The sequence below is a fragment of the Amycolatopsis sp. NPDC051106 genome (assembly GCF_040682775.1).
Lineage (GTDB): Bacteria > Actinomycetota > Actinomycetes > Mycobacteriales > Pseudonocardiaceae > Amycolatopsis.
Genome location: NZ_JBFBBQ010000001.1, coordinates 1 through 21,239, shown reverse-complemented (window position 1 = coordinate 21,239; position 21,239 = coordinate 1). Strand labels below are relative to the sequence as shown.

General features: G+C 72.7%; 12 protein-coding genes and 1 pseudogene. 8 read left to right on the top strand and 5 right to left on the bottom strand.

The window, feature by feature from the left end:
- Positions 1–174: 174 nt before the first annotated feature.
- On the bottom strand, positions 175–1,275 hold the full coding sequence (locus AB0M83_RS00065) for a hypothetical protein (RefSeq protein ID WP_364510028.1): 1,101 nt from the start codon (positions 1,273–1,275) through the stop codon (positions 175–177).
- Between AB0M83_RS00065 and AB0M83_RS00060 the strand changes: the two genes are divergently transcribed.
- From AB0M83_RS00060 to AB0M83_RS00035, 6 genes are read left to right on the top strand one after another with little or no spacing between them, the layout of a single operon-like run.
- Complete coding sequence (locus AB0M83_RS00060) at positions 1,246–5,037, top strand: toxin glutamine deamidase domain-containing protein (protein WP_364510026.1); 3,792 nt, start codon at positions 1,246–1,248, stop codon at positions 5,035–5,037. The genes AB0M83_RS00065 and AB0M83_RS00060 overlap by 30 nt on opposite strands.
- Positions 5,038–5,472: a hypothetical protein gene (locus AB0M83_RS00055; protein ID WP_364510023.1), complete on the top strand. Its 435-nt coding sequence runs from the start codon at positions 5,038–5,040 to the stop codon at positions 5,470–5,472.
- A gap of 5 nt (positions 5,473–5,477) precedes the next feature.
- Positions 5,478–6,884, top strand: a complete 1,407-nt coding sequence (locus AB0M83_RS00050; protein WP_364510021.1) for a TNT domain-containing protein — start codon at positions 5,478–5,480, stop codon at positions 6,882–6,884.
- Positions 6,885–9,128: an ADP-ribosylglycohydrolase family protein gene (locus tag AB0M83_RS00045; RefSeq protein ID WP_364510018.1), complete on the top strand. Its 2,244-nt coding sequence runs from the start codon at positions 6,885–6,887 to the stop codon at positions 9,126–9,128.
- Positions 9,129–9,144: 16 nt separating this feature from the next.
- Positions 9,145–12,009: an ADP-ribosylglycohydrolase family protein gene (locus tag AB0M83_RS00040; protein ID WP_364510016.1), complete on the top strand. Its 2,865-nt coding sequence runs from the start codon at positions 9,145–9,147 to the stop codon at positions 12,007–12,009.
- Positions 12,010–12,044: 35 nt separating this feature from the next.
- Positions 12,045–13,952, top strand: a complete 1,908-nt coding sequence (locus AB0M83_RS00035) for a TNT domain-containing protein (protein ID WP_364510013.1) — start codon at positions 12,045–12,047, stop codon at positions 13,950–13,952.
- Here the strand turns inward: AB0M83_RS00035 and AB0M83_RS00030 are convergent.
- From AB0M83_RS00030 to AB0M83_RS00020, 3 genes are all read right to left on the bottom strand, one after another.
- The gene (locus AB0M83_RS00030; protein WP_364510011.1) at positions 13,939–14,790 is read right to left on the bottom strand and encodes a class I SAM-dependent methyltransferase; all 852 of its coding nucleotides are present in this window, start codon (positions 14,788–14,790) and stop codon (positions 13,939–13,941) included. The genes AB0M83_RS00035 and AB0M83_RS00030 overlap by 14 nt on opposite strands.
- Positions 14,791–14,802: 12 nt before the next feature.
- On the bottom strand, positions 14,803–16,140 hold the full coding sequence (locus AB0M83_RS00025; RefSeq protein WP_364510008.1) for an ATP-binding protein: 1,338 nt from the start codon (positions 16,138–16,140) through the stop codon (positions 14,803–14,805).
- A 102-nt stretch (positions 16,141–16,242) separates the two neighbouring features.
- Positions 16,243–17,685, bottom strand: a complete 1,443-nt coding sequence (locus AB0M83_RS00020; protein ID WP_364510005.1) for a CCA tRNA nucleotidyltransferase — start codon at positions 17,683–17,685, stop codon at positions 16,243–16,245.
- A gap of 99 nt (positions 17,686–17,784) precedes the next feature.
- Here AB0M83_RS00020 and AB0M83_RS00015 point away from each other — a divergent pair, with 99 nt between their 5' ends.
- Positions 17,785–18,339: an NUDIX hydrolase gene (locus tag AB0M83_RS00015; protein ID WP_364510002.1), complete on the top strand. Its 555-nt coding sequence runs from the start codon at positions 17,785–17,787 to the stop codon at positions 18,337–18,339.
- Complete coding sequence (locus tag AB0M83_RS00010; RefSeq protein WP_364510000.1) at positions 18,336–20,492, top strand: DUF6049 family protein; 2,157 nt, start codon at positions 18,336–18,338, stop codon at positions 20,490–20,492. The genes AB0M83_RS00015 and AB0M83_RS00010 overlap by 4 nt, the downstream gene beginning before the upstream one ends.
- 124 nt (positions 20,493–20,616) lie before the next feature.
- On the opposite strand, the pseudogene AB0M83_RS00005 reads toward AB0M83_RS00010, so the two are convergent.
- A pseudogene (locus AB0M83_RS00005) lies at positions 20,617–21,239 on the bottom strand (hypothetical protein); the annotation flags it as partial.

Genomic DNA, 21,239 nt, shown 5'->3' with positions numbered 1-21,239 from the left:
CCGCCGCAGGTTCCGCCGCCACGGTTCGGTCCGCCGCAGGAGCACCTGCCCCGTGGTCCGCAGGGTCCCTTCGACCAGCCGCGGACTCCCGAGCCGCCTGCCGCGAGGCCGGCGGAGCCGAACGTGCCCGTGGCCGACCACGCCCCGGTCCAGGAGCGGCCGGGCGAACAGCGGCTACCCGCGACCGGGCAGCCGCAGAACCGGCCGGCCGGCGAGCAAGCGCGCCCGGCGGAGCAACCGCCCACAAGCGGGCAGGCTGCCGCGCACGAGCGGCCAGCCGAGCTCGGCGCACCCCCAACCCAACAGCCTCCCACCGCGGAACGGCCGGTCGGGCGGGATGCACCTGGTGCTGAACAGCCTGCTGAGCAGGCAATGCCGCACGAACGGCCGACAGAACCAGCCAGCGAGCAAGCGCGCCCGGCGGAGCAATCGTCCGAGAGCGGGCAAGCTGCCGAGCACGAGAGGCCGAGCGGGCGGGATGCGCCTGTTGCCGAGCAGCCTGCTGAACAGGCAATGCCGCACGAACGGCCGACGGAACCGGCCGGCGAGCAAGAGCGCCCGGCGGAGCAACCGCCCACGGGCGGGCAGGCTGCCGAGCACGAGCGGCCAGCCGAGCACCGGGTGACCGCAGCCGAGTTCGACGCACCCCCAACCCAACAGCCTCCCATCGCGGAACGGCCGGCAGGGCGGGATGCGCCTGGTGCCGAACAACCTGCCGAGCAGGCAATGCCGCACGAACGGCCGACGGAACCGGCCGGCGAGCAAGCGCGCCCGGCGGAGCAACCGCCCACAAGCGGGCAAGCTGCCGAGCACGAGAGGCCGGTCGAGCAGCAAGCGCACGCCGCGGAGCGCCCAAGCGGACAGCACACACCCGCCGAGCAGCAGGCCACCGCGGAACGGCCGGGCGAGCACGAGCCGACCGCGGCCGAACGGTCTGCAGAGCACGCGCAGGGACGGTCGGAACAACAACCCGGTGCCGAGCAAACCCCCGAGCCGCAGCACCCGGCTCCGGAGCAAGCCGACGGCACGCCGCACACCGAGCAGCCGCCGTCCCGCTCCGATGACCATCAGACCGACGAGCCCTACCTCGACGATCCGGCATTCCGCACCCAAGACCCCGCCGGGATCGCGCGGATCGAGGACACCTTCCTGGACTCCGGGCGGCAAAGCCCGTCGACCGGTGAATGGCGGCACGAACAGGTTCACCGCGAGGCCCTCGCGAAGCGGGACCAGTTCCACCCCGGCATGTCCGACGACGGTGCCTTCGCCGTGCACGCCTACACGCGGCAGGAGATGGTCGGGCCGCTCAACCGGGCTCTCCGGTTCGGCGGTCCCGAACTCGTCGACCTCGCCCCGCAAGCCGGGGCGCTCGTCTCCGGGCTCAACGAGCTGCCTCCGCACGTCGGCACCGTCTCCCGGCGGGTCGACTTCCACGGCGATCCCTCGCGGCTCCAGGCCTTCCTCGGACGCTTCCACGAGGGCGCGCACATCACCGAGCCCTCCTTCCTCAGCTCGTCGAAGGTCGACGCGGAGCATCCGCGCAGCACCTTCGCCGGTGAGGTCGAGATGCGAATCGAGTCGAAGACCGGCCGGGACGTCGAGTCCATGGCCAGCATCGGGCGCGAGCGTGAGGTGCTCTTCAAGGCCGGGTCGCAGTTCGAGATCACCGGGGTCGAGATGGGCCCGGGGCACCCTCAGCACCCCGACTTCGAGAACCGTCCCGGCGCCCGGGACCAGCCGCAGTGGATCGTGCACGCCGAAGAAATCGCGCCGGGGGACCCGCGGTACCGCACTGACACGCGGGAGGCGATCGACGAACGTCGGGCCGCCGAGCGTGCCGACGAAGAGCGCTTCGAGCGGGAAGAGGCCGAGAAGGACGCGCAGTTCTACGCCGAGTACCCGCACCTCAAGCCGTCCGGGGACCTGTTCAAGCTGCTCGGTGGAGACGAACCGGCGCCGCCGCCCGCCGAGAAGCGCGTGCCCGCCACGAACGCACCCGAAGGTGGCTGGTCCCGGCTCGCCGAGCCCTTGACGCCGGGTGGCCCGCCCGTACTCCACGCCGGGTCCGTCGAGACGCCGCAGCAGCACGCGCGGCTCGTGCGCGACGCCGTTCCCGAACTCGCCGCCGTCAACACCCGCAACCACTACGGCCCGAGCGAGCACGGCTACCGGACCAACGCCGCCGAGTCGATGACCGCTTTCGACCGGCGGATGAACGGCGAGGACGTCGTTGCCGGGCCCGCCCGGGGCGAAACCCTAAGCGGGCCGTGGAGCGGCCGCGGCAGCTTCGACGACGTCGCGCGCGATCTCGGGGAACGTCCCGTCGGCGCGCGGTCCGCCGTCGCCTTCGAGCACGCCGGCGACGAACGGCTGGTCGCCGCCGTGCACACCGAGCACGGGGTCCTGTTCGCCGACCCCGTCACCGGACGGCTCGCCGAGCTGCCGCACGACGCCACCGGGATCCGCGAACTGCCCCTCGGCCGGCACGAAACCCAGCACGAAACCCCGACCATCGCCGACCGCCTCAGCCCGCCGGCCGAACGGCTCCCGCACGACGAGGGCTACCTCTTCGACGACGACCACCGCGGGACGCCGGCCGACCACGAGAGCATCCGCCGCGCGGTCGGCGACGAGCGCATCTACCAGGAGATCCACGACCGCGCGCTCGCCCGCCGGGACGCCGCCGGGCTGCCCCTGACCGACGACGCCGCCGTCGCGGTCCACGGCTACACCCGCGGCGAGTACGCCTACGACGTCAACGAGGCCCTGCGCCGCGGCCCGGGCCACCCCGGCTTCGACCTCGCCCAGGCGAACGCCCGCGCCATCACCGACGGCCTCAGCCAGGTCCCGCGCACGTCCGGCGAGACCATCCGCGCCTACGACGTCGGCGGTGATCCGCGGCTGGCCGAGCTCGTCGCCGGGCCGTACGAGCCGGGCGCGGTGGTCGTCGAGCCGTCCTTCTCCAGTGCGTCCATCAAGACCAGCGAGTTCTCGACCAGCAAGTTCGGCGACGACGTCGAGCTGCACGTCCGCTCGGACAACCTCCGCGACATCTCGAAGCTCGCCGAAAACCCGTCCGAGCGCGAGTCGCTGTCGCCGCCCGGCACGCAGCTGCTGGTGCACGAGCGACGGCTGGAGATCACGCCCGAGGGCCGCCGGAAGTGGGTCATCGAGGCCGAGGAGATCGGCCCGGGCCACCCGCGCTACCTCGACCCCGAGGCCGCGCAGCAGAAGATGGCCGAGCGCCGCGCCGAGAACGACCACAACGCGGCCGAGTTCGAACGGCGCAAGCAGGCCGCCCTGATGGAACGCCTCGGCGGCTTCGGCGAGCCCGAACAGTTCCACCAGGAGCCGTCGAAGGTCAGCGACGTCCTCGATGGGCCGGCCGAAGCGCCGCACGTCCCCGAATCGCTGGCGGACTACTCGAACCTGGCGCGCGCGACGAACCCGCCGGCCGAGCCGGCCATCCACGCCGGCGCGGCGACGCCGGCGGAGCGCGCGGCCTACGTCCAGGACCGGCACCCGCACCTGCGCGAGGTCAACCCCGGCTTCCACCAGCCGGGTGCGCTGGAGAACGGGTACATGTCCAACTGCACGCGCGCGCCCGAGGCGTACATGGACCGGCTGCGCGGCGGGGACATGACGGCCGAGCCGGTCCTCTTCCACGAGATGGGCACGCGCGGCACGCTCGAGCACCTCGAGGGCCGGTTCGGCGAGACGTTCGCCGAGCGCGGCAGCTACGACGACGTCATCCGCGAGATGCGGGACCAGCCGCTCGACCACCACGCCGTGGTCGCGGTGAAGTACGAAGGCCCGAACGGCGTCGAGTACGGGCACGTCGCGATGGTCGTGCACACCCGCGACGGCGTCGCGTTCATCGACCCGCAGTCCGGCGACCTAATGCACCTGCCGCAGCCGCCGAAGGGCATCAAGCTGATGCACGTCGGCACGCCGGACGAGGCACACGTGCAGACCGGGCACGACGCGCCGCCGGAGCACGGCGGCTACGGCGGCGCCCCGCGGTCCCGGCTCGACGACCTCCTCGCCGAGCCGCGCGTCGCCGAAGCCCTGGCCGGCGCCACCACCGACCTCGTCGTCAAGGACCACGAGGGGAACCCGCAGAACCTCGGGCCGGTCGGCGAGTTCGTCCGGACGCGGCTGGCCGAGCACCCGGAGCTGGTCGAACTCCTCCACGACCCGGCCAACGAGTTCCTGACGCGGTCGCTGCTGCGCAAGCCGGAGACGATCGCGAGCCTGCTGGTGCACGACGAGGCCATCCCGATCCTCGCCGACGCCGTGCACGAGGTGCACCACCCGGACCCGGACGCCGAGCCGGTGCGCCCGGACGCCGACCCGACCCCGCTCACCCCGGACCAGGCCGAGGTGTCGCGAGAGGTGATCGACCAGGCGGCGGAGCACCCGAACGCGCACCGCAAACAGGCGCCGTTCGACCAGAGCAGGCTCGGGGACGAGGCATACACGCGGGAGTACCTGGCCGAGCGCTATCGGGAAGCGGCTCAGGCCGATCTCAAGCTGAAGGAGATCCTGCCGCCGCTGGCCGACGAGACCGGCGGCCACGCCGGGTTCCGTCCCGGGCCGAAGTCCGAAGGCCGCGCGATGGACAAGATCAACACGAACTACAACGGAGACGCGTCACGGCTGGTCGACCTCGCGGGCGCGATGATCCAGTTCGAGCGCGTGCAGGACGCCTACGCCGCGTTGGCGCGGATCGCGGAGCACCCGGACCTGGAGATCGTCGCCTTCGACGACCGCTTCGCGAACCCGGCGCCGGCGGGCTACCGCGACCTGCAGATGAGCGTGCGCATCGACGGGCACGTCGCCGAGCTGCGCCTCCACCTCAAGGCGCTGGACGATGTCTCGGCGTACGAGCACTCGCTGTACGAGGTGCGACGTGACCTCAAAGCGCTCAAGAAGGCCGAAGACCGGCCACACACCGACGAGGAACAGGCCCTGATCGACGGGCTGATCAAGCGCGAGCGGGAGCTGTTCTGGGACGCGCTGCAGGGGAGTCTTTAGATGGTCCAGACGCCGTCCTACTTCGAGTACTACGACCACGCGTTCGTGGTCGACAGCACGCCCGACGGCGGGCTTACCGGCCGGATCCTCAACTGGAAGACCGGCCGGTTCGACGAAGACAACGAGCACGTCGTCGACGTGCTGTTCGACCACGGGCCGGACATCCGGAGCCTGGACCGGGAGCGGTTCGTGCGCCGGACCGAGGAGGAGCGGCACAACTACCTCCGCGGGGACGGGCCGATCTTCGCGCTCTACCAGACGATCGACGCGATCTGGGCCGCGGTGGAAGAGGAGAACCGCAAGATCACCAAGGAGGAACGCGCCTTGATCGCATCGCTGTACCGGCGCACCTTCAAGATGTGGGAGGACGAGTTCGCCCGCCGCGACGCCGGCGAGCCGCCGACCTTCACCTTCACCTCGGTGCTGGCGCGATGATTCACGTGGAACATCGACTTTCGCCCGAAGACCAGCGCACCCTGTTGGTGCAGCTGGGAAAGCTCGTCCGCGAGCTCCGGATCGACCCCGCCGGGCCGGCCGCCGTCGACTTCCGGCAGGTCGGGACGCACTCGGAGGTCCAGGGCCACAACGCGACGACGTCCGACGCCGTCGCCGATCTGTTCGCCGAACTCCGCAAGGGGATGTACACCGAGGACCGCGGCACCTGGCTGCAGGCGCGGTTCACGCTCACCCCGGACGGCACCTTCGACTTCGACTTCGCGCTCGACGACGATCCGGTGTGGACGGACGCGCCGCCGTCGGCCGCCTACCCGGAGGAGCTCGCCGCGTTCCCGCGCGCCGACGAGCACATCCCCGACTGGTGGCGGCTGCGCGCCCAGCTGCCGCTCGGGGTGGTGTTCCGGCACGCCGACGCCGGCGGCCCGGACGTCGAGCGGCCGCCGCTGACCGACACCGAGGTGCCGCTCGTGCTGCAGTACCTCGAGCGCGAAGCCGTCGTCCACGAAGACGGTGACGAGCGCTTCCACACCGACGGCGCCTGGATCTGGCCGTCGTCGGTGGCCGACCGGCTGGCGGAGCAGGGCATCCCGCCCGAACCGGACCTGGTCGCGCACATCCGCCGCCACCACTACCAGCCGCCGTACGTCGAGCCGCTGGTGCGCCGGACCGCCGAGGCCGACCTGCTGGGCGAGCCGCGGCCGAAGCCGAGCCGCGCGGACGTCAAGAAGACGAGCGGTGACGTCGCCGCGGAGCTGGAGACCACGCCCGACCCCCGGCTCGGCGACGAGGAGCTGCTGATCGTGCTGGTCCAGCGCCTCGGCGAGCACGGCGTCTGGCCGGAGGCGTACCGCGTCGGCGGCCGGGCGGACGGCACGTGGTGCCTCAACTTCACTCCCGAAGGCTGGGAAGTCGCGGCTTACGCCGGTGGGGAACCCCGCGAGCCGAAGTACTTCGAACGGCTCGAGGACGCCGCCCAGCAGCTGCTCGGGGCGTTGCTGCTGCACCCCGCCCGGATGACCGCCGGGCACGAAACGCCCTTGGAAACCGCCAAGGAGCTCGACGACTGGCCGGTCCACCCGGCTCCGGGTGAGCCTCCCCTCACCCTGCTCCGCAACAAGCGCATCACCCGGCTGGTGGCGGGTACGGTCGTCCTGCGCTTCGGCGAGGAACCCGGCAATCTCGTTCACCACGGCGAGGTACGGTTCGCCACGACGTCGCTGCCGCTGGAACGTGAGCGGCAACGGCGGAGCTACCGGCTGAGACGCCCTCTGCACGTGATCACCGGCATCACGGTTCTGTGGGCGAACCTGCCGGGTGGCGCGGTGGCCTTCGTGCTGCCGAAGACGATCGCCGAGCACGAGTCCGACGGAAGCCTGGAGAGGATCGAGTAGGTGGAAGCGGCGGAAGCGATTGCCAAGGTCGGCCAGTGGCTGCGCGCGGTGCACGGGCCGGACGTCTCCGGTCCCGCCGGGCTCCGGGTGGACACCGGGAAGGTGCTGCGCATCCCCGAGGGCTGGTCGGTGCCCTACAACACCATCGCGTTCCTCGACGAGGGACGGCCGGAGAAGGAGATCTTCCCGCCGCCGTCGGTCGTGGTCCGCGAACCGGACGGCGAGCTGCGGCAGGCGCACCCGCACCCCGGCGGGCTGTCGGTGCCGGTGGCGTTCCCCGGCCAGGAGAACTGGCGCGAGGTCGTCGACCCCGAGTACGTGAAGGCCGGGCTCGGTGAGCTGGGCGTGCCGCTGCAGGCCGTCGCGGGCTGGGTGAAGGTCGACGCCGACGGCAACCAGACCGGCGAAGAGCGCGAGAACCCCGAGTACAAGGCGGGCCCGATCCGCCGCGGTTACCCGAAGCCGGAGAACACCCTCGAGACGCTGCTGTCGTTCGCCAGCGTCGGCTGGCTGACGCGGGAGCTGCTGCTCATCGGCCTGATCCGGTGCGAGGTGTTCATCCCGCTCGACCTGGAGACCGGCAAGACCGACCGGTTCTACTTCGCCGAGGAGCGCAACGAGCTCAAGGTGTTCAGCTCGACGCGGAACCTGCCCTCGCGCGAGCACGGCTGGTGGAAGGTCGACGTCGCGACGCTGGCCGAGTTCGAGCACCCGCCGAACCTGGTGATCAACGGCGGCCCGACGACCATCGAGGACGTCTCCAGCGGCGAGCTCGCCGGGATCGTCCAGCGCTTCCCGCGCCACGAGCCGCGTATCGACGTGCACGGCCGCTGCCCGGAGGCCGAGGAGGACCTGATCCGCGTCGCCGCCGACACGGCGGCGCGGATGGGCCTGCCGGACCCGGTCAAGCCGCCGCTGGCCGCGGCCGAGAAGGCCCGGCGGCGCGGGTACGAGCTGACCGCCGAGGAGTGCGCGAAGACCGTGCTCGGCGAGTCGTGGCTGAAGCGGCTGCAGATGCCCGAGCCGCCGCGCAGCAAGCCCAACGACCTGCGCGCGAACGGCCTGGCGCCGACGTACGACAACGCCGGCCGCGCGACGCCGCGGCTGGACACGTTCGGCAAGTACTTCGAGCGCGACCTCGACGGCTTCCGCTACGGCTGGCAGCGCGTCACGGGCGCGTACGTCGGCTTCGCGCTCGGCGAGGCCCTCGGCGCGGCCGTCGACCGGATGATGCTCCACGACATCCACGCGAAGTTCGGCATCGAGGGCGTCACCGACCTGGTGCCGGCGTTCGACCAGCCGGGCCGGATCGGCTCGCTGACACAGCGGCTGCTCTTCTACACCGAGGCCGCGATCCGCAGCCCGCACCGCGAGCAGCCGGAGTCCCGCGACGCCGAGCAGCTCTTCCCCGGGGTCGTCCGCGGCGCGCTGCAGCGCTGGCTGCGCACGCAGGGCGCGCCGATGGAGAACGCGGACGGCTGGCTCGTCCAGGTCGCCGACCTGCACGCCCGCCGCGACGCCGACGACGTCGAGCTGAACTCCTACCACCAGCTCGCGACCGAGGCGGGGGGCGCGCCGCCCATGACCGGCCCGGCCGCGCTGATCCCGGCGCTGCCCGCCGCGCTGACCATGGCCGGGCCCGGCAGCGGGTTGAGCGGCGGTGCGCGCCAGGCGGTGCGCGACCTGGCCGGCGTCACGCACCCGACCGAGCCCGACCTGGCCGCCGCGACCTACCTGACCTGGCTGTTCGAGCACGCGCTGACCAAGGACGCGTTCAGCTTCCCGATCTGGAACCTCAGCCGCGAGGTGCTCAACCCGGACAACCAGTACCAGCAGGGTGCGGAGTGGACGGCGATCAAGGACATGGTCGCCGAGTCGGTGCCGTTCTTCGGTGAGCACGGGCTGCCCGACCTGCGGATGCCCGAGCTGATCGGCGACGGCAAGACGACGCTCTCGGTCCTCGGACGCGCCTTCGCCGCGTTGTCCGGCTTCGAGAACTACCCGGAGCAGGCGCTGCTGCGGGCCATCAACCACTCCGGCCGCAGCGCCCTCACCGGCGCGATCGCCGGCGCCCTGCTCGGCGCGCGCACCGGCATCCCCGGCCTGCCGCAGAAGTGGGTCGACCAGCTGGAGCTGCGCTACCTCGTCGAGAACGTCGCTTCGGACGCCTACTGGCACTTCGACCGGCACTCGGCGCTGAGCGCGCTCGGCGACGAGTGGATCGAGCGGTACCCGCGGCATTGACGCGAGGATGGGGAGAATGACAGAAGCGGAAGCCATCGACGACGGCTTCGTCGAATGGCGGCCCGACGTCGATCCGGAGTTCGACGAAAAGGCGTTTCCCGATCTCGGCATCCCGGTGCGCGCCATCCGCGGCTGGGGGCAGTACACGCTGTTCGGGGAGCCGACGGGCCCGCGCCGCGCCAATGAGCAGTACCGTCCGGGCCCGGTCTGGCTCGGCTTTCCGCCGGCGACGACCGACGCCGGGAAACTCTTGAACTACCTCGGCGCGAACTGGATCAGCCGCGCCGAGTTCGTGACGGCGCTGCTCGACTGCGAGGTCCTCGTGCCGACGCCGGACGGCGAACCGCTCGTGCGTCAGGTGCCCGGCAACGGGCAGGAAGTCATCGCCTACAGCTCGTCGGCGAAGGTGCCCGGGCGGTATCCGCGGCGCCGGCGGGTCGTCGTCCGCGACCTGCTGGCCGGCCGGCCGCCGACCGGGCTGACCCTCGACCCCGGCACCGGGCTCGTCCGGAGCCTGATCGCCGCCGAGCTGGCCGGCGCCGGTCCCGGCGAGCCGCGGCCGCAGTTCGACGAGCCCGCGCCCGAAGCCGGGCCCGAGGTCGTCGAGGCGCTGCCCGCGCTGGTCGCGGAGTTCGGCGTCGAGCCGTCCGACCTGCTGGAACGGCACCTGCGGTACGCCGTCGACCACGCCCGCGACCACCACTTCGAGCTGGCCCCCGAGGACTGCGTCCGGTACCTGCGCGGGTTCGCCTGGCAGTACCGCAACGGCGTGCGGCGGCGGGCGGGCCAGGACCCGGAATGGCCCGCCGACCTGCCCGCGAACGGCTTGATCGCGCACGTCGACGAGGACGCGCGCCCGCGGCCGGTGCCGTGGACGTTCGGGAAGTTCTCCGCCTTCGGCACGCCGGCCGCGCGCTTCGCGTGGCACCGGATCGTCGGCGCGTACGTCGGCTTCGCGATCGGAGATGCGCTGGGCGGCGGCGCCACCAGCCCCTTGTCGCTGGGTGGCCTGACGCGCCACCTGCTGTTCCACACCGACAGCGTGCTGCGCGGCCTGCCGCCGGTGCCCACCGGCGAGGTGCCGGCCACGCTGCCCGATCCGGACCCGGTCGGCTGGCTGGCGGTCGCGACTCGGCGCGCGGGTCCCGCACCCGACGATCTCTCGACGTTGCTGGCCACGGCGCTGGCCGCGACGCCGGCGGGCGCGGTCGCCATCGACGGTGTCGACGGTGTCGACGGCGAGCAGTACGCGAAGGACGTCGCGCGCGCGTTGACCGGCGACGTCGGCGCGGAAGTCACCGAAGGCGCCGAACTGCTGATCGCGCTCTTCCAGGCGTTGCTCACCCGCGACACGTTCGCGCTGCCCGTCCACCTGCGCCTGCGGGAAATCGGCGGCGACCTGGCGACTTCGACGCTGGCGTTGCGCGAAGACCGCGACGCCGACGACGTCATGCAACTGGAGAGCATCGGCGACGGCCGGAGCGTCCGGTCGGTGCTCGGCCGGGCGCTGTTCGCCGCGGCCAAGCACGGCCACGACCCGGAAGCGGCGATCACGCTCGCCGCGCGGTCCGGCCCGGTCGCGGGTGCCATCACGGGCGCGCTCGTGGGCGCAAGGGTCGGCGTGCCCGGCCTGCCCGCCGCGTGGGTCGCGGCGCTGCCCGAGCTCGGCCTGCTCGACGACGTCGCCGGCGACGTCTTCTGGTACTTCAACCGCAACGGCCTCCAGACGGAGACCGCGGAACACCCACGCTGGGAGCGCCGCTACCCGAGCGGCCGCTTCACCCCGAAACCGAAGGGACCGGACTTGCGCTCACGACTCCGGGGGAGCCTGCTGGCCGGGGCGATCGGCGACGCGCTGGGCGCGAAGACCGAGTTCGACTCGATCGACCGGATCCGCGAGATCGCCGGGCCGGCCGGCATCACCGACTTCATCCCCGCGTACGGCGGCGTCGGCCGGATCACCGACGACACGCAGATGACGCTCTTCACGCTCGAAGCGCTGATCCGCGCGCACGCCCAGCGGCGGCGGACCGGCTCGGCGGACGTCGTGCACTCCCTGCAGATGGCCTACCAGCGCTGGCTGCACACCCAGGGCGTCACCTGGGACCGCGCGCGTGGCCCGCAGTCCGACGTCGAGGCGCCGGACGGCTGGCTGATCACGCACCAGGAGCTGTTCAGCCGCCGCGCACCGGGCCTGACCTGCTTCGGCGAGCTGGAGGCGTACGGCCGCTCGGGCGTCCGGGGCACCATCGAACGCCCGGTGAACAACTCGAAGGGCTGCGGCGGCGTGATGCGCGTGGCGCCGATCGCGCTGTGGTCCGACGACCTCGCCGAGGTGTTCCGGCTGGGCGCCGAGAGCGCGGCGCTGACTCACGGTCACCCGAGCGGGTATTTGTCCTCGGGCTGCTTCGCGGTGCTCGTCCACGGCTTGCTGCACGGGAAACCACTGCTCGAGGCCCTCGCGGCCGCGCGGGACGAACTCGTGAAGCACTCGGGTCACGAAGAGCAGAGCGCGGCGCTCGACGCGGCTCTGGCGCTGGCGGAACAGGGGCCACCGACGCCGGAGAAGCTGGAATCGCTCGGGCAGGGCAACGTCGGCGAGACCGCGTTGTCGATGTCCGTGTACGTCGCGCTGACCACCACCGACGCCGACACGGCGTTGCTCGCGGCGGTCAACCACAGCGGGGACAGCGACTCGACCGGTTCGGTCTGCGGCAATCTCGTCGGCGCGATGTACGGCGAAGAGGCCCTGCGGCCGAGCTGGCTGGAGCGGCTGGAGCTCCGCGATGTCATCGTCGGCCTGGTGGACGACGCGCTCACCGAGTTCGGCCCGGGTGCGCCGGGTGACGACGGGTGGTTCGCTCGGTACCCGGTCGACTAAGTTTCCGATGTCACTGGGGTCAGGGGAGGACAAACGTGCGTTACCGGGTTGAGGTGGCCGAACGCCCGGACGGCCTGTACGCGGCGTGGGGCGAGGGGACGTTCCGCGCGCAACGGTCGACCACGGACGGCACGGTGCTGCTGTCCGTGCTGCCGGAAGACGAGGCGCCGGAGGGCTTCGACAAGGAGTTCGAGGGCCGGCCGGCGCGGGTCGTGCCGGCGAGTGAGGTGCCGGCGACGTTCACGCTGCGCACCTTCGGCGAGTACGACGGCGAAGTCTTCGAGGTCGCGCCGGGCGCGCGACCGGAGCTGACGCTGCGCTGGGTCCGCGACGACGCCGCCCGCGCGGCGCAGCTGGGCCTGACCGACTTCTCGGTCACAGTGCCGGCGAAGCAGGTGACGGCGCTGTGGCAGACGCGGCTGGACTTCACCGAGACGCCGGAGGCGCGCCCGCAGCCGGGCACCGGCGACCAGAACGCGCTGCTGCGCGCCATCGGCCGGACGCTGCTGCACACGGTGCCCGGCGGCTGGGCCCGCGTCGGCGCGCAGTTCCGGCAGGTCGGCGACTACTCCGAGATCGAGGTCCGCGCGGTCGGCGACGAGGACGGCCCCGTGTCGGTCTCGCTGCCCGCGGTGCCGCGGCTCGGCGGGCTCTTCGCGCGGCTGCGGGCCGCGATGTTCCAGCCCGAGGTGGGCACCTGGTTCCAGGGCACGTTCACGCTCGACGCGGAATCGCAGTTCGACTTCGACTTCGACGCCGACCGCGAGCCGGACTGGCGGGTGCCGCCCAACGAGGGCGGCCGCCCGTCGACCGCCGCCTACGAGCTGGAGCTGGCGAACTTCCCGCGGTCGCCGAAGCACGTGCCGGGGTGGCTGACCGCGAAGGCCGGCCTGCCTCTGGACATCACGTTCCGGCTCGCCCGGGCCGCCGACTCGCACGCTGAAGGCGAACGCCCGGTGGTCAACCGGCCGCCGGTGCCGCCGGACCAGGTCCGCGGCGTGCTCGACTACCTGTTCCGGGCGCCGGTCGCGCTGCACCGGCCGACGCCGCTGCCGGACATCTTCGGCGTGCCGGGCGCGAAGCCGGACGTGCCGAACGCGTTCCACACCGACGGCACCTGGATCTGGCCCGCCGCCGTGCCGCACTACCTGCGCAAGTACGGGGTGCCGCCGGAGCCGGAGCTGGTCGAGCACATCCGGGCGGCCGGGTTCCGCCCGCCGTTCGTCGGCGACCTCGTCCGCGCGACGGCGGAGGCCGAGGTCCTCGGCCGGCCGCGGCCGCCGCAGACGGCCGCGGACCTGCCGGACGAGCGTGCGCTCGTGCGCGTCGCCCGCGGTGAAGAGGTGCGTGACCTGCGAGGCGCGGAGACGCTGGAGCTGCTCCAGCAGCGGCTCGCCGAGCACGGCGTGCCGGCCGCGGCCTACCGGATCGGCGCCAAGGAGATCCCGGCCGAGGGCGTCTGGACGCTGCGGCGGGCCGAGAACGGCTGGGAGGTCTCGCGGCCGCCGTCCGACGAGCCGGTGGCGTTCGGCTCGCTCGGTGACGCGGCCCGGTTCCTCCTCGGTGTGCTGCTGATGCAGCCGCCGCGGCCCGCGGAGGAGTCCGACCTGCCCGCCGACTGGCCGATCCTGCCGATGCGCGGCGAACCGCCGTTGAACTTCTACCGGGGCAAGCGCCTGATCGTGCTCGCGCCGGGCACGACGGTCGTCCGGTTCGGCCCCGAGACCGGCAACCTGGTGCATGCGGAGGGCACGCGCTTCGTCGAGACGTCGCTGGCGTTCGAACGCGAACGCGACAGGCGGCTCTACCGGGTGCAGCGCTCGGTGCGGGTGCTGACCGGCGTGACGGCGCCGTGGAGCGGGATGCCGGGCGGTGCGGTCGCCTACCTGCTCCCGCGGCCGCTCGCCCAGCACCTCGAGACGGGCTCGCTCAGCAGGCAGTGATCAGGACGGCGGGCGACCACCAGTAGTCGGCGAGCGGTTCGACGCCGACGTCGGTGAAGCCCGCCGTCTCCAGCTGCGCGACCCAGTCCGCGGCCGGGTGCTCCCAGTTCGTCCGCTCGTGCCCGTCGACGATCCCGAGCAGGACCGGCAGCAGGAAGCCCTGCGCGACGAGCGAAGCGTCTTCGCCGTACTCGGCGACTCCCTGTTCGTAGCGCTCGACGAGCGAGCGAAGGTGCTCCGGCGATCCTTCGACGTACTCCGGGACGTCGAACTCGGCGAGCACCAGCTTCCCGGTACGCAACTGGAGCGTGCGAAGCACCTCCGCGCGCTGGTCCGGCTCGATCGACTGCAGCGCGAACGTCGACTGGACGAAGTCCCAGCCGAGGTCGTCACGAGCCAGGAACTCCTGGGCGGTCGACTGCCAGCACTGGGCCGACGGCACCCGCTCGTGGACGCCCTCGAGCAGCGCGGCCGACGGTTCGACCAGATCGATCCGGCTGGGCACGTGTGTGGCCTGCTCCAGCGCGGGCACGACGGCCAAGCCGTCGCCGCACCCCAGGTCGAGCAGGGATTCCGGCTTCGCTTCGTCGTAGCGGGCGGCGAGCGCGGTGCTCAGCGCCCGGTACAGCCCGACGTTGCCGCCGCCGCGGATGAACGCCGTGAAGGCGCTCGGCTGGTCGTACACGGAGGCCGAGCCGTCCCCGGCGAGGTAGGTGTGCAGTTCGCCGGCCAGCGAGGACCCGGCGCGGCCGGCCCGGGCGGCGAGGTCGGCGGCCTGGTCGCGGTCACCGGCGCGGTGGGCGGCGAGGGCGTCGGCGAGCAGCTCGATCGAGGTCATCCTCAGGAGATATCAGAACGGGACCCACAACGTCACCCGTGTGCCGCCTCCGGCGAGTCCCGACTCGACCAGGGAGGTTCCGCCGACTTCGGCCAGCCGGGCGGTGATCGACTCGCTGATGCCGAACCCGGCCGGGTGATCGGCCGCGCTGAAGCCGGCGCCGTGGTCGCGGGTGATCACCGCGATCCCGCCTTCGCGCTCCTCGACGCGCACCACGACCCGGTCGGTGCCGGAGTGCTTCATCGTGTTCCGCATGGCCTCGCGCACGGCGTCGCGGATGGCGATCTGCCGGACCTCCGACAGCGTGTCGTCGTCCAGCTCGGCCACCACGAGCTGGGCGCGCAGCCCGTCGCGCGCCATCTCGGCGGCGAGGGCGGCGAGCTTCTCACCGAGCGGCCGGGCGCCGTCCTCGGCCCGCTCGGACGCCGCCGACTCGATCGTCTGCCGGATCTCCATCGCCTGCGCCCGCGCGAGCCGCTGGATCTCGACCAGCCGTTCTTCGGCGTTCGACGTGCCGGACAGCGCCATCGCCTCGAGCGTCTGCAGCACGGTGTCGTGCAGCATCCGGTGCTGCTGGGCGCGCTCGGCCAGCCGGCCGTTGCGGGTGCCGTACGCCAGGGCCAGCCGGGTGCCGAGCCCGGTCAGCACCAGCGCGGCGGCCGCCAGGAACAGCTCGGCGAGCAGCGCCGAGAAGGTCGAGAACGCCGCGCCGACGTGGAACTGACCCGTGTGGAGCCAGTTCGCGAGCATCCGCAGCGGGAAGCTCGCGAGACCGAACACCAGCCCGCTGGGTACGCCGAGCGCGAGCGTCAGCAGCCCGGCCTCGCCCAGGAGGTGGACGCTGCTGACCGCGAGCGCGTCGAAGTAGACCGCGGTGGGGACGGTCAGCGCGAGGACCAGCGGCGAAAGCGTGGTGAAGACGAGATCGACCGCGAGCAGCTTGCCCGCGTCCCGGCCGCGGAACGGCGCCGAGCGGAACATCCAGCGGAAGCCGATCACGTTCAGCGCGACCGAGAGCAAGGTGAACACCCCGACCGGCAGCAGCCCGCTCGCGCCGTTCCGGATGGCGTAGACGCCGAACTGCCCGGGGACGGCGAGCAGCCGGAAGGCCAGCGGGATGAGCACGACGTACCGCGTGGCGCGCAGCAGCAGGCCGTCGCGCCGGCTCGGGTCGATCGAACCGGCGATCTTCGAGATCCGCTTCAGCGCGTGGATCGGCGTCGGGTCGGCGATCTCGTCCGAGAGCTCGCTGGTGGCCGTCGCGATCGCGGGTGCGCCCTGCCGCAGCAGTGCCACGAAGAAGCTGCCGCCGGTCGCCGGCTTCGGCGGGTCGGGCGCTTCGGTGGACATCGCGCGGACAACCCCCTGGTCACGTCGGTGAACCGAGGTTAGGGAGTATCACCGATCCGCGAGGCTCAGGTCCAGGGTTCCACGGAATTCACAGTGAGTTGGTCAGGAATTTCCGATTCCCTGCTCGGCGGCCCACTTTTTCAACTCGGCCACGGCGTCGTCGTGCGCCAGCGGCCCGCGGTCCAGGCGCAGCTCCTTGAGGAACTTCCACGCCTTGCCGACGTCCGGCCCCGGCTTGATGCCCAGCAGCTCCATGATCTCCTCGCCGTTGAGGTCCGGCCGCACGCGGTCGAGGTCCTCCTTGGCCTTGAGCGCGGCGATGCGGGCCTCGAGGTCGTCGTAGGTCGCCTGCAGCGCCGCCGCCTTCCGGCGGTTGCGCGTGGTGCAGTCGGCGCGGACGAGCTTGTGCAGCCGGGTCAGCAGCGGACCGGCGTCGGTGACGTACCGGCGGACCGCCGAGTCCGTCCACTCGCCCTTGCCGTAGCCGTGGAACCGCAGGTGGAGGAACACGAGCTGGGAGACGTCGTCGATGATCTCCTTGGAGAACTTCAGTGCCCGCAAACGTTTGCGGGCCATCCGCGCCCCGACCACTTCGTGGTGGTGGAAGCTCACGCCGCCGCCGGGCTGGAACTCCCGCGTCGCCGGCTTGCCGGCGTCGTGCAGCAGCGCCGCCAGCCGCAGGATCAGGTCCGGCTCCGACGTCGGCTCGTGCGACTTCTCCAGGTCGATCGCCTGGGCCAGCACGGTCAGCGAGTGCTGGTAGACGTCCTTGTGCTGGTGGTGCTCGTCGATCGCCAGCCGCATCCCGGGCACCTCGGGGAGCACGCGGTCGGCGAGGCCGGTGTCGACCAGCAGCTCGATGCCGGGCCGGGGATCCTCGGCGAGCAGCAGCTTCGACAGCTCGGCCTGCACGCGCTCGGCGGTGATCCGGTCGATCTCGTTCGCCATCGACGCCATCGCGTCGACCACGCGCGGCGCGGCGGTGAAGCCGAGCTGCGCGGCGAAGCGGGCGGCGCGCAGCATCCGCAGGGGATCGTCGGCGAACGACTCCTGCGGCGTCGCCGGCGTGTCGAGGACCTTCTCCCGCAGCGCGCTCAGGCCGTCGTGCGGGTCGATGAACGTCTTCGTCGCCAGCTCGACGGCCATCGCGTTGACCGTGAAGTCGCGGCGGAGCAGGTCGCCTTCGATGCTGTCGCCGAAGGTGACCTCGGGGTTGCGGCCGACGCGGTCGTAGCTGTCCGCGCGGAACGTCGTGATCTCGAGCTGCATGCCCTTCTTCGTCACGCCGACCGTGCCGAACGCGATCCCGACGTCCCAGACCGCGTCGCCCCACTCGCTGACGATCTTCAGCACCCGGTCCGGGCGCGCGTCGGTGGTGAAGTCGAGGTCGCCGGAGCGCCGGCCGAGCAGCGCGTCGCGCACGCTCCCGCCGACGAGGTACAGGCGGTGCCCGGCCCGGGCGAACCTCTCGGCCAGCTCGTCCGCCAGGGGGGAGAGCCGCATCAGCTCCACCACCGCGTTCTCCTTGGCGACCACGTCGTTCACGAAAATCCCACTGGGTTCGGGTGCGATTACTACAGGCACCACCGGACAGGACACGGAGAGCCAGCCTACCGGGGCAACCGTTTGCTCTAGCATCGCAGCATGTCTGGATCAGCCGGCCGCCCCGGCGCCTCGAAGCCGCGGAGGCGGCGCAGGCGTCAGCGCGGCAGGCGCCTGACCACGGTCGACGAGACGTCGGCCGGGGGCCTCGTGGTGGACGCCGAGCGTGAACAGGCGGTGCTGATCGGCCGGCTCGACCGGCACGGCAGACTGCTGTGGTCGCTGCCCAAGGGCCACATCGAGGACGGTGAGACGGTGGAACAGACGGCCGTGCGCGAGGTCAAGGAGGAAACCGGCATCTCCGCGCGCGTGCTGCAGCCGCTGGGCACCATCGACTACTGGTTCGTGGCCGAGAAGCGGCGGATCCACAAGACCGTCCACCACTTCCTGCTCGAATCGCTCGGCGGCGAGCTCTCCGACGAAGACGTCGAGGTCACCGAGGTGGCCTGGGTCCCGCTGGCCGAGCTCGAGACCAAGCTCGCCTACTCCGACGAGCGCAAGCTCGTCCGGAAGGCCAGTCAGATGCTCAAGGAACTTTTCGCGCGCCCGGACGTCCACGGACGAGACGAGCACGCCCCTGAGGGAGCCCCCGAGTGAAGCGGTTCGCCGCAGCCTTCCTTTCCGTCCTCTTCCTGGCCGTCCCCGCCCTCACCGGAGCCACGGTGGCCCAGGCGGAGCAGGGCGCCCGCCTGCGGGTCGACCTGGCCGAGCTGAACCCGCGCGTGATCACCGGCTCGACGACGACGCTGACCGTCGCCGGCACGGTGACCAACACCGGCGACCGGAAGGTCGCCCGGCCGCAGGTCCGCCTGCAGGCCGGCGAGCGGGTGACGACCTCGCGGGGGGTCAACGACGTGCTGTCGGGCGCCGTCATCAAGGACGCCCCGCTGACCGACTTCACCTCGGTCGCGGATGTGCTGGAGCCCGGGCAGAGCGCGCCGCTGAACATCACGGTGAACCTGACCGGCTCGAAGGCGGCGCAGTTCGGCCGCCCCGGCGTCTACCCGCTGCTGGTGAACGTCAACGGCACTCCGGAGTTCGGCGGGGCCGCCCGGCTGGGCGCGGTCAGCATGCTGATGCCGGTGCTGGCGGGGCCGGGCAAGTCGGCCGGGCACTCCTCGGCGGGCGCGCCGAGCATGACCCTGCTCTGGCCGCTGACCAGTGGCGTACCGCCGGTCTACGCGGCGCCGTACGGCCAGCCGCTGGTGCTGCGCGACGACCGGCTGGCCGACGAGATCGGCCCCGACGGCCGGCTGAACGCGCTGGTCACGGCCGCGTCCACGGCCGTGCGCGGCGACGCGGACCTCGCGAAGTCGATGTGCTTCGCGCTCGACCCGGATCTGCTGGCCACCGTCGACTCGATGAGCCGCGGCTACCAGGTGCACACCGACAACGGGAATGTCGACGGCAAGGGCGTCCAGACCGCGAAGACGTGGCTGACCTCGCTGCGCTCCCTGCTGACCGGCCGGTGCGCGGTGGCGCTGCCCTTCGCCGACGCCGACCTCAACACCGTCTCCCGGATCCGTCCCGGCGACCCCATCCTGGTCGCCCAGGCGGCCGCGGCCGCCGCCACGATCCAGCAGGTGGCCGGGGTCACGCCGCAGACCGGCGTGCTGTGGCCGGACGGCACCCTCAACGAGGCGGTGCTCACCGCGCTGACCCAGGCCGGCGTCAAGACCGTGCTCACGGACGCGGCGAAGCTCGCCCCCGCCGGCGTGGGCGGCGGCGTCACCGTGCAGGGCAGCGCGGTCCGGGCCCAGCCGACCGACTCGCTCATCTCCGCGGCCATGACCGGCGTGCCGAGCGTGCCCGATTCGGTCACCGTCGCCGCGAACACCGAGCGGGCGATCTCCAGCCAGAACGGGCTCGGCGCGCTCGCCTTCCGGGCCGGGCTCGGCCTGCCGGCCGGTCAGGAGCGCCCGGAGCACCTGCTCGTCGCCCCGCCGCGGCGCTGGGACGCCCCGGCGGCCGAGCTCACGGCGTACCTGCAGCAGGCCGGCAACTTCCTCGACGCCGGGGTGGTCACGGCCGAGTCGCTCCCGTCGCTGCTGTCCGCGGACCCGGCGGGCTCCGGCGCGGTCGGCGACGGCGGCCAGGACCCCGGGGCGGCCATCGACCCGGCCGTCGTCTCGACGCTGTCGAAGCTCGACGACCAGGCCACCGGGGTGTCCTCCGCGATGCAGCTGGACCCCACCAAGCGGGTGAAGCCGGAGGACGTCGTCGCGTCGGTGCGGCTGGCCGAGCTGCGCGGTGCCTCCACCGGCTGGCGGGGCCTGCCCGCCGACGCGGCCACCGCGAACGCGCGGGCCGAGATCGGGGCCATCAGCGACCGGGTGAGCGTCCGGCAGCCGCAGCAGATCATCGCGCTGGCGTCCGGCAACTCCCCGCTGCCGGTGTACGTGGTGAACGACCTGCCGGTCGGGATCAACGCGAGGTTCTCGCTCAACAACAACACCGGCCTCCGCGCGGACGAAGGCAAGGAAGTGTCGTTCCCCGCGGGCGGCGGCCGCCAGTACTTCCTCCCCGTGGAGGCGCTGCGGGCCGGCCGGTTCAGCGTCGATGTGTCGTTGAGCACGCCCACCGGTACCCCGCTCGGGTCATCCGCGCGGTTCGAACTGACGTCGACGGAGTACGGCGCGATCACCATCATCGCGACCGTCGCCGCAGGTGTGGCCCTGCTTCTGCTGGCTTCGCGGCGCATCTACCGGCGGCTGAAGGACGCCCGCGCGGGGCGCGACTTGGTGGACTGATCCTCCGGCCTTCGAGTGTTCCGGGCGGTTCCCGATTACTCTTGGTCCGCACGTACGCGGCACCGGGCCGCGGGCACCGGACCGAGCACCGAGGATTGGGCACGCGTTGGAGAGAGAGCCGGGCTTACCACCCGAGCGTGCGAGTCGTCCTCGGCGCGAAGGCGCTCCGCCCCCGCAACGGGGTGACGGACCGCCGCGCGCGTCGCAGCCGGTCCGCCGCCAGCCACCACCCCAGCAGCCACCGGCCCCGAAGCCGCCTCCTCCGGAGCGCGGCCGCCGCCAGCCGCCCCGCAACGGCCACACGCGCCAGATGCCGGCGCCGGACGACGCGCCTGTCCGCGACCAGCGCCCGCCCCGCGAGGACGGGGGACCTCGCCGGCCCGCCCGGGAGGACGCACCGCCCCGGCGGCCCGCTCGCGACGACGCCCCGCCCCGGCGACCGGCCCGCGAAGACGGCCGTCCCCGCCGTCCGGTCCGCGACGACGGCCCACCCGTGCGCGACGGACGGCCGCCGCGCGAGGACGCACCGCCGGCCCGCGACGGGCGCCCGGTCCGTGACGACGGCTTGATCCGCGAGCAGCGGCCCGTCCGCGACGACGCTCCCGTGCGCGACGGCCGGCCGGTGCGCGACGACGTACCCCCGCCCGACGCCTGGCCCGTCCACGACGAGGCGCCGCCGCGCGAACCGCGTCCGGCCCGGCGCGTCCCGCCGCCGCCGGGCCAGATCGGAAAGAGCGTCGTGTAGGG

What these genes read in the sequence shown, in the direction of transcription:
- AB0M83_RS00060 (WP_364510026.1), top strand. Translation starts at nt 1,246, where the DNA reads ATGTCCGACGACGGTGCCTTCGCCGTGCACGCCTACACGCGGCAGGAG.
- AB0M83_RS00055 (WP_364510023.1), top strand. Translation starts at nt 5,038, where the DNA reads ATGGTCCAGACGCCGTCCTACTTCGAGTACTACGACCACGCGTTCGTG.
- AB0M83_RS00040 (WP_364510016.1), top strand. Translation starts at nt 9,145, where the DNA reads ATGACAGAAGCGGAAGCCATCGACGACGGCTTCGTCGAATGGCGGCCC.
- AB0M83_RS00030 (WP_364510011.1), bottom strand. Translation starts at nt 14,790, where the DNA reads ATGACCTCGATCGAGCTGCTCGCCGACGCCCTCGCCGCCCACCGCGCC.
- AB0M83_RS00025 (WP_364510008.1), bottom strand. Translation starts at nt 16,140, where the DNA reads ATGTCCACCGAAGCGCCCGACCCGCCGAAGCCGGCGACCGGCGGCAGC.
- AB0M83_RS00015 (WP_364510002.1), top strand. Translation starts at nt 17,785, where the DNA reads ATGTCTGGATCAGCCGGCCGCCCCGGCGCCTCGAAGCCGCGGAGGCGG.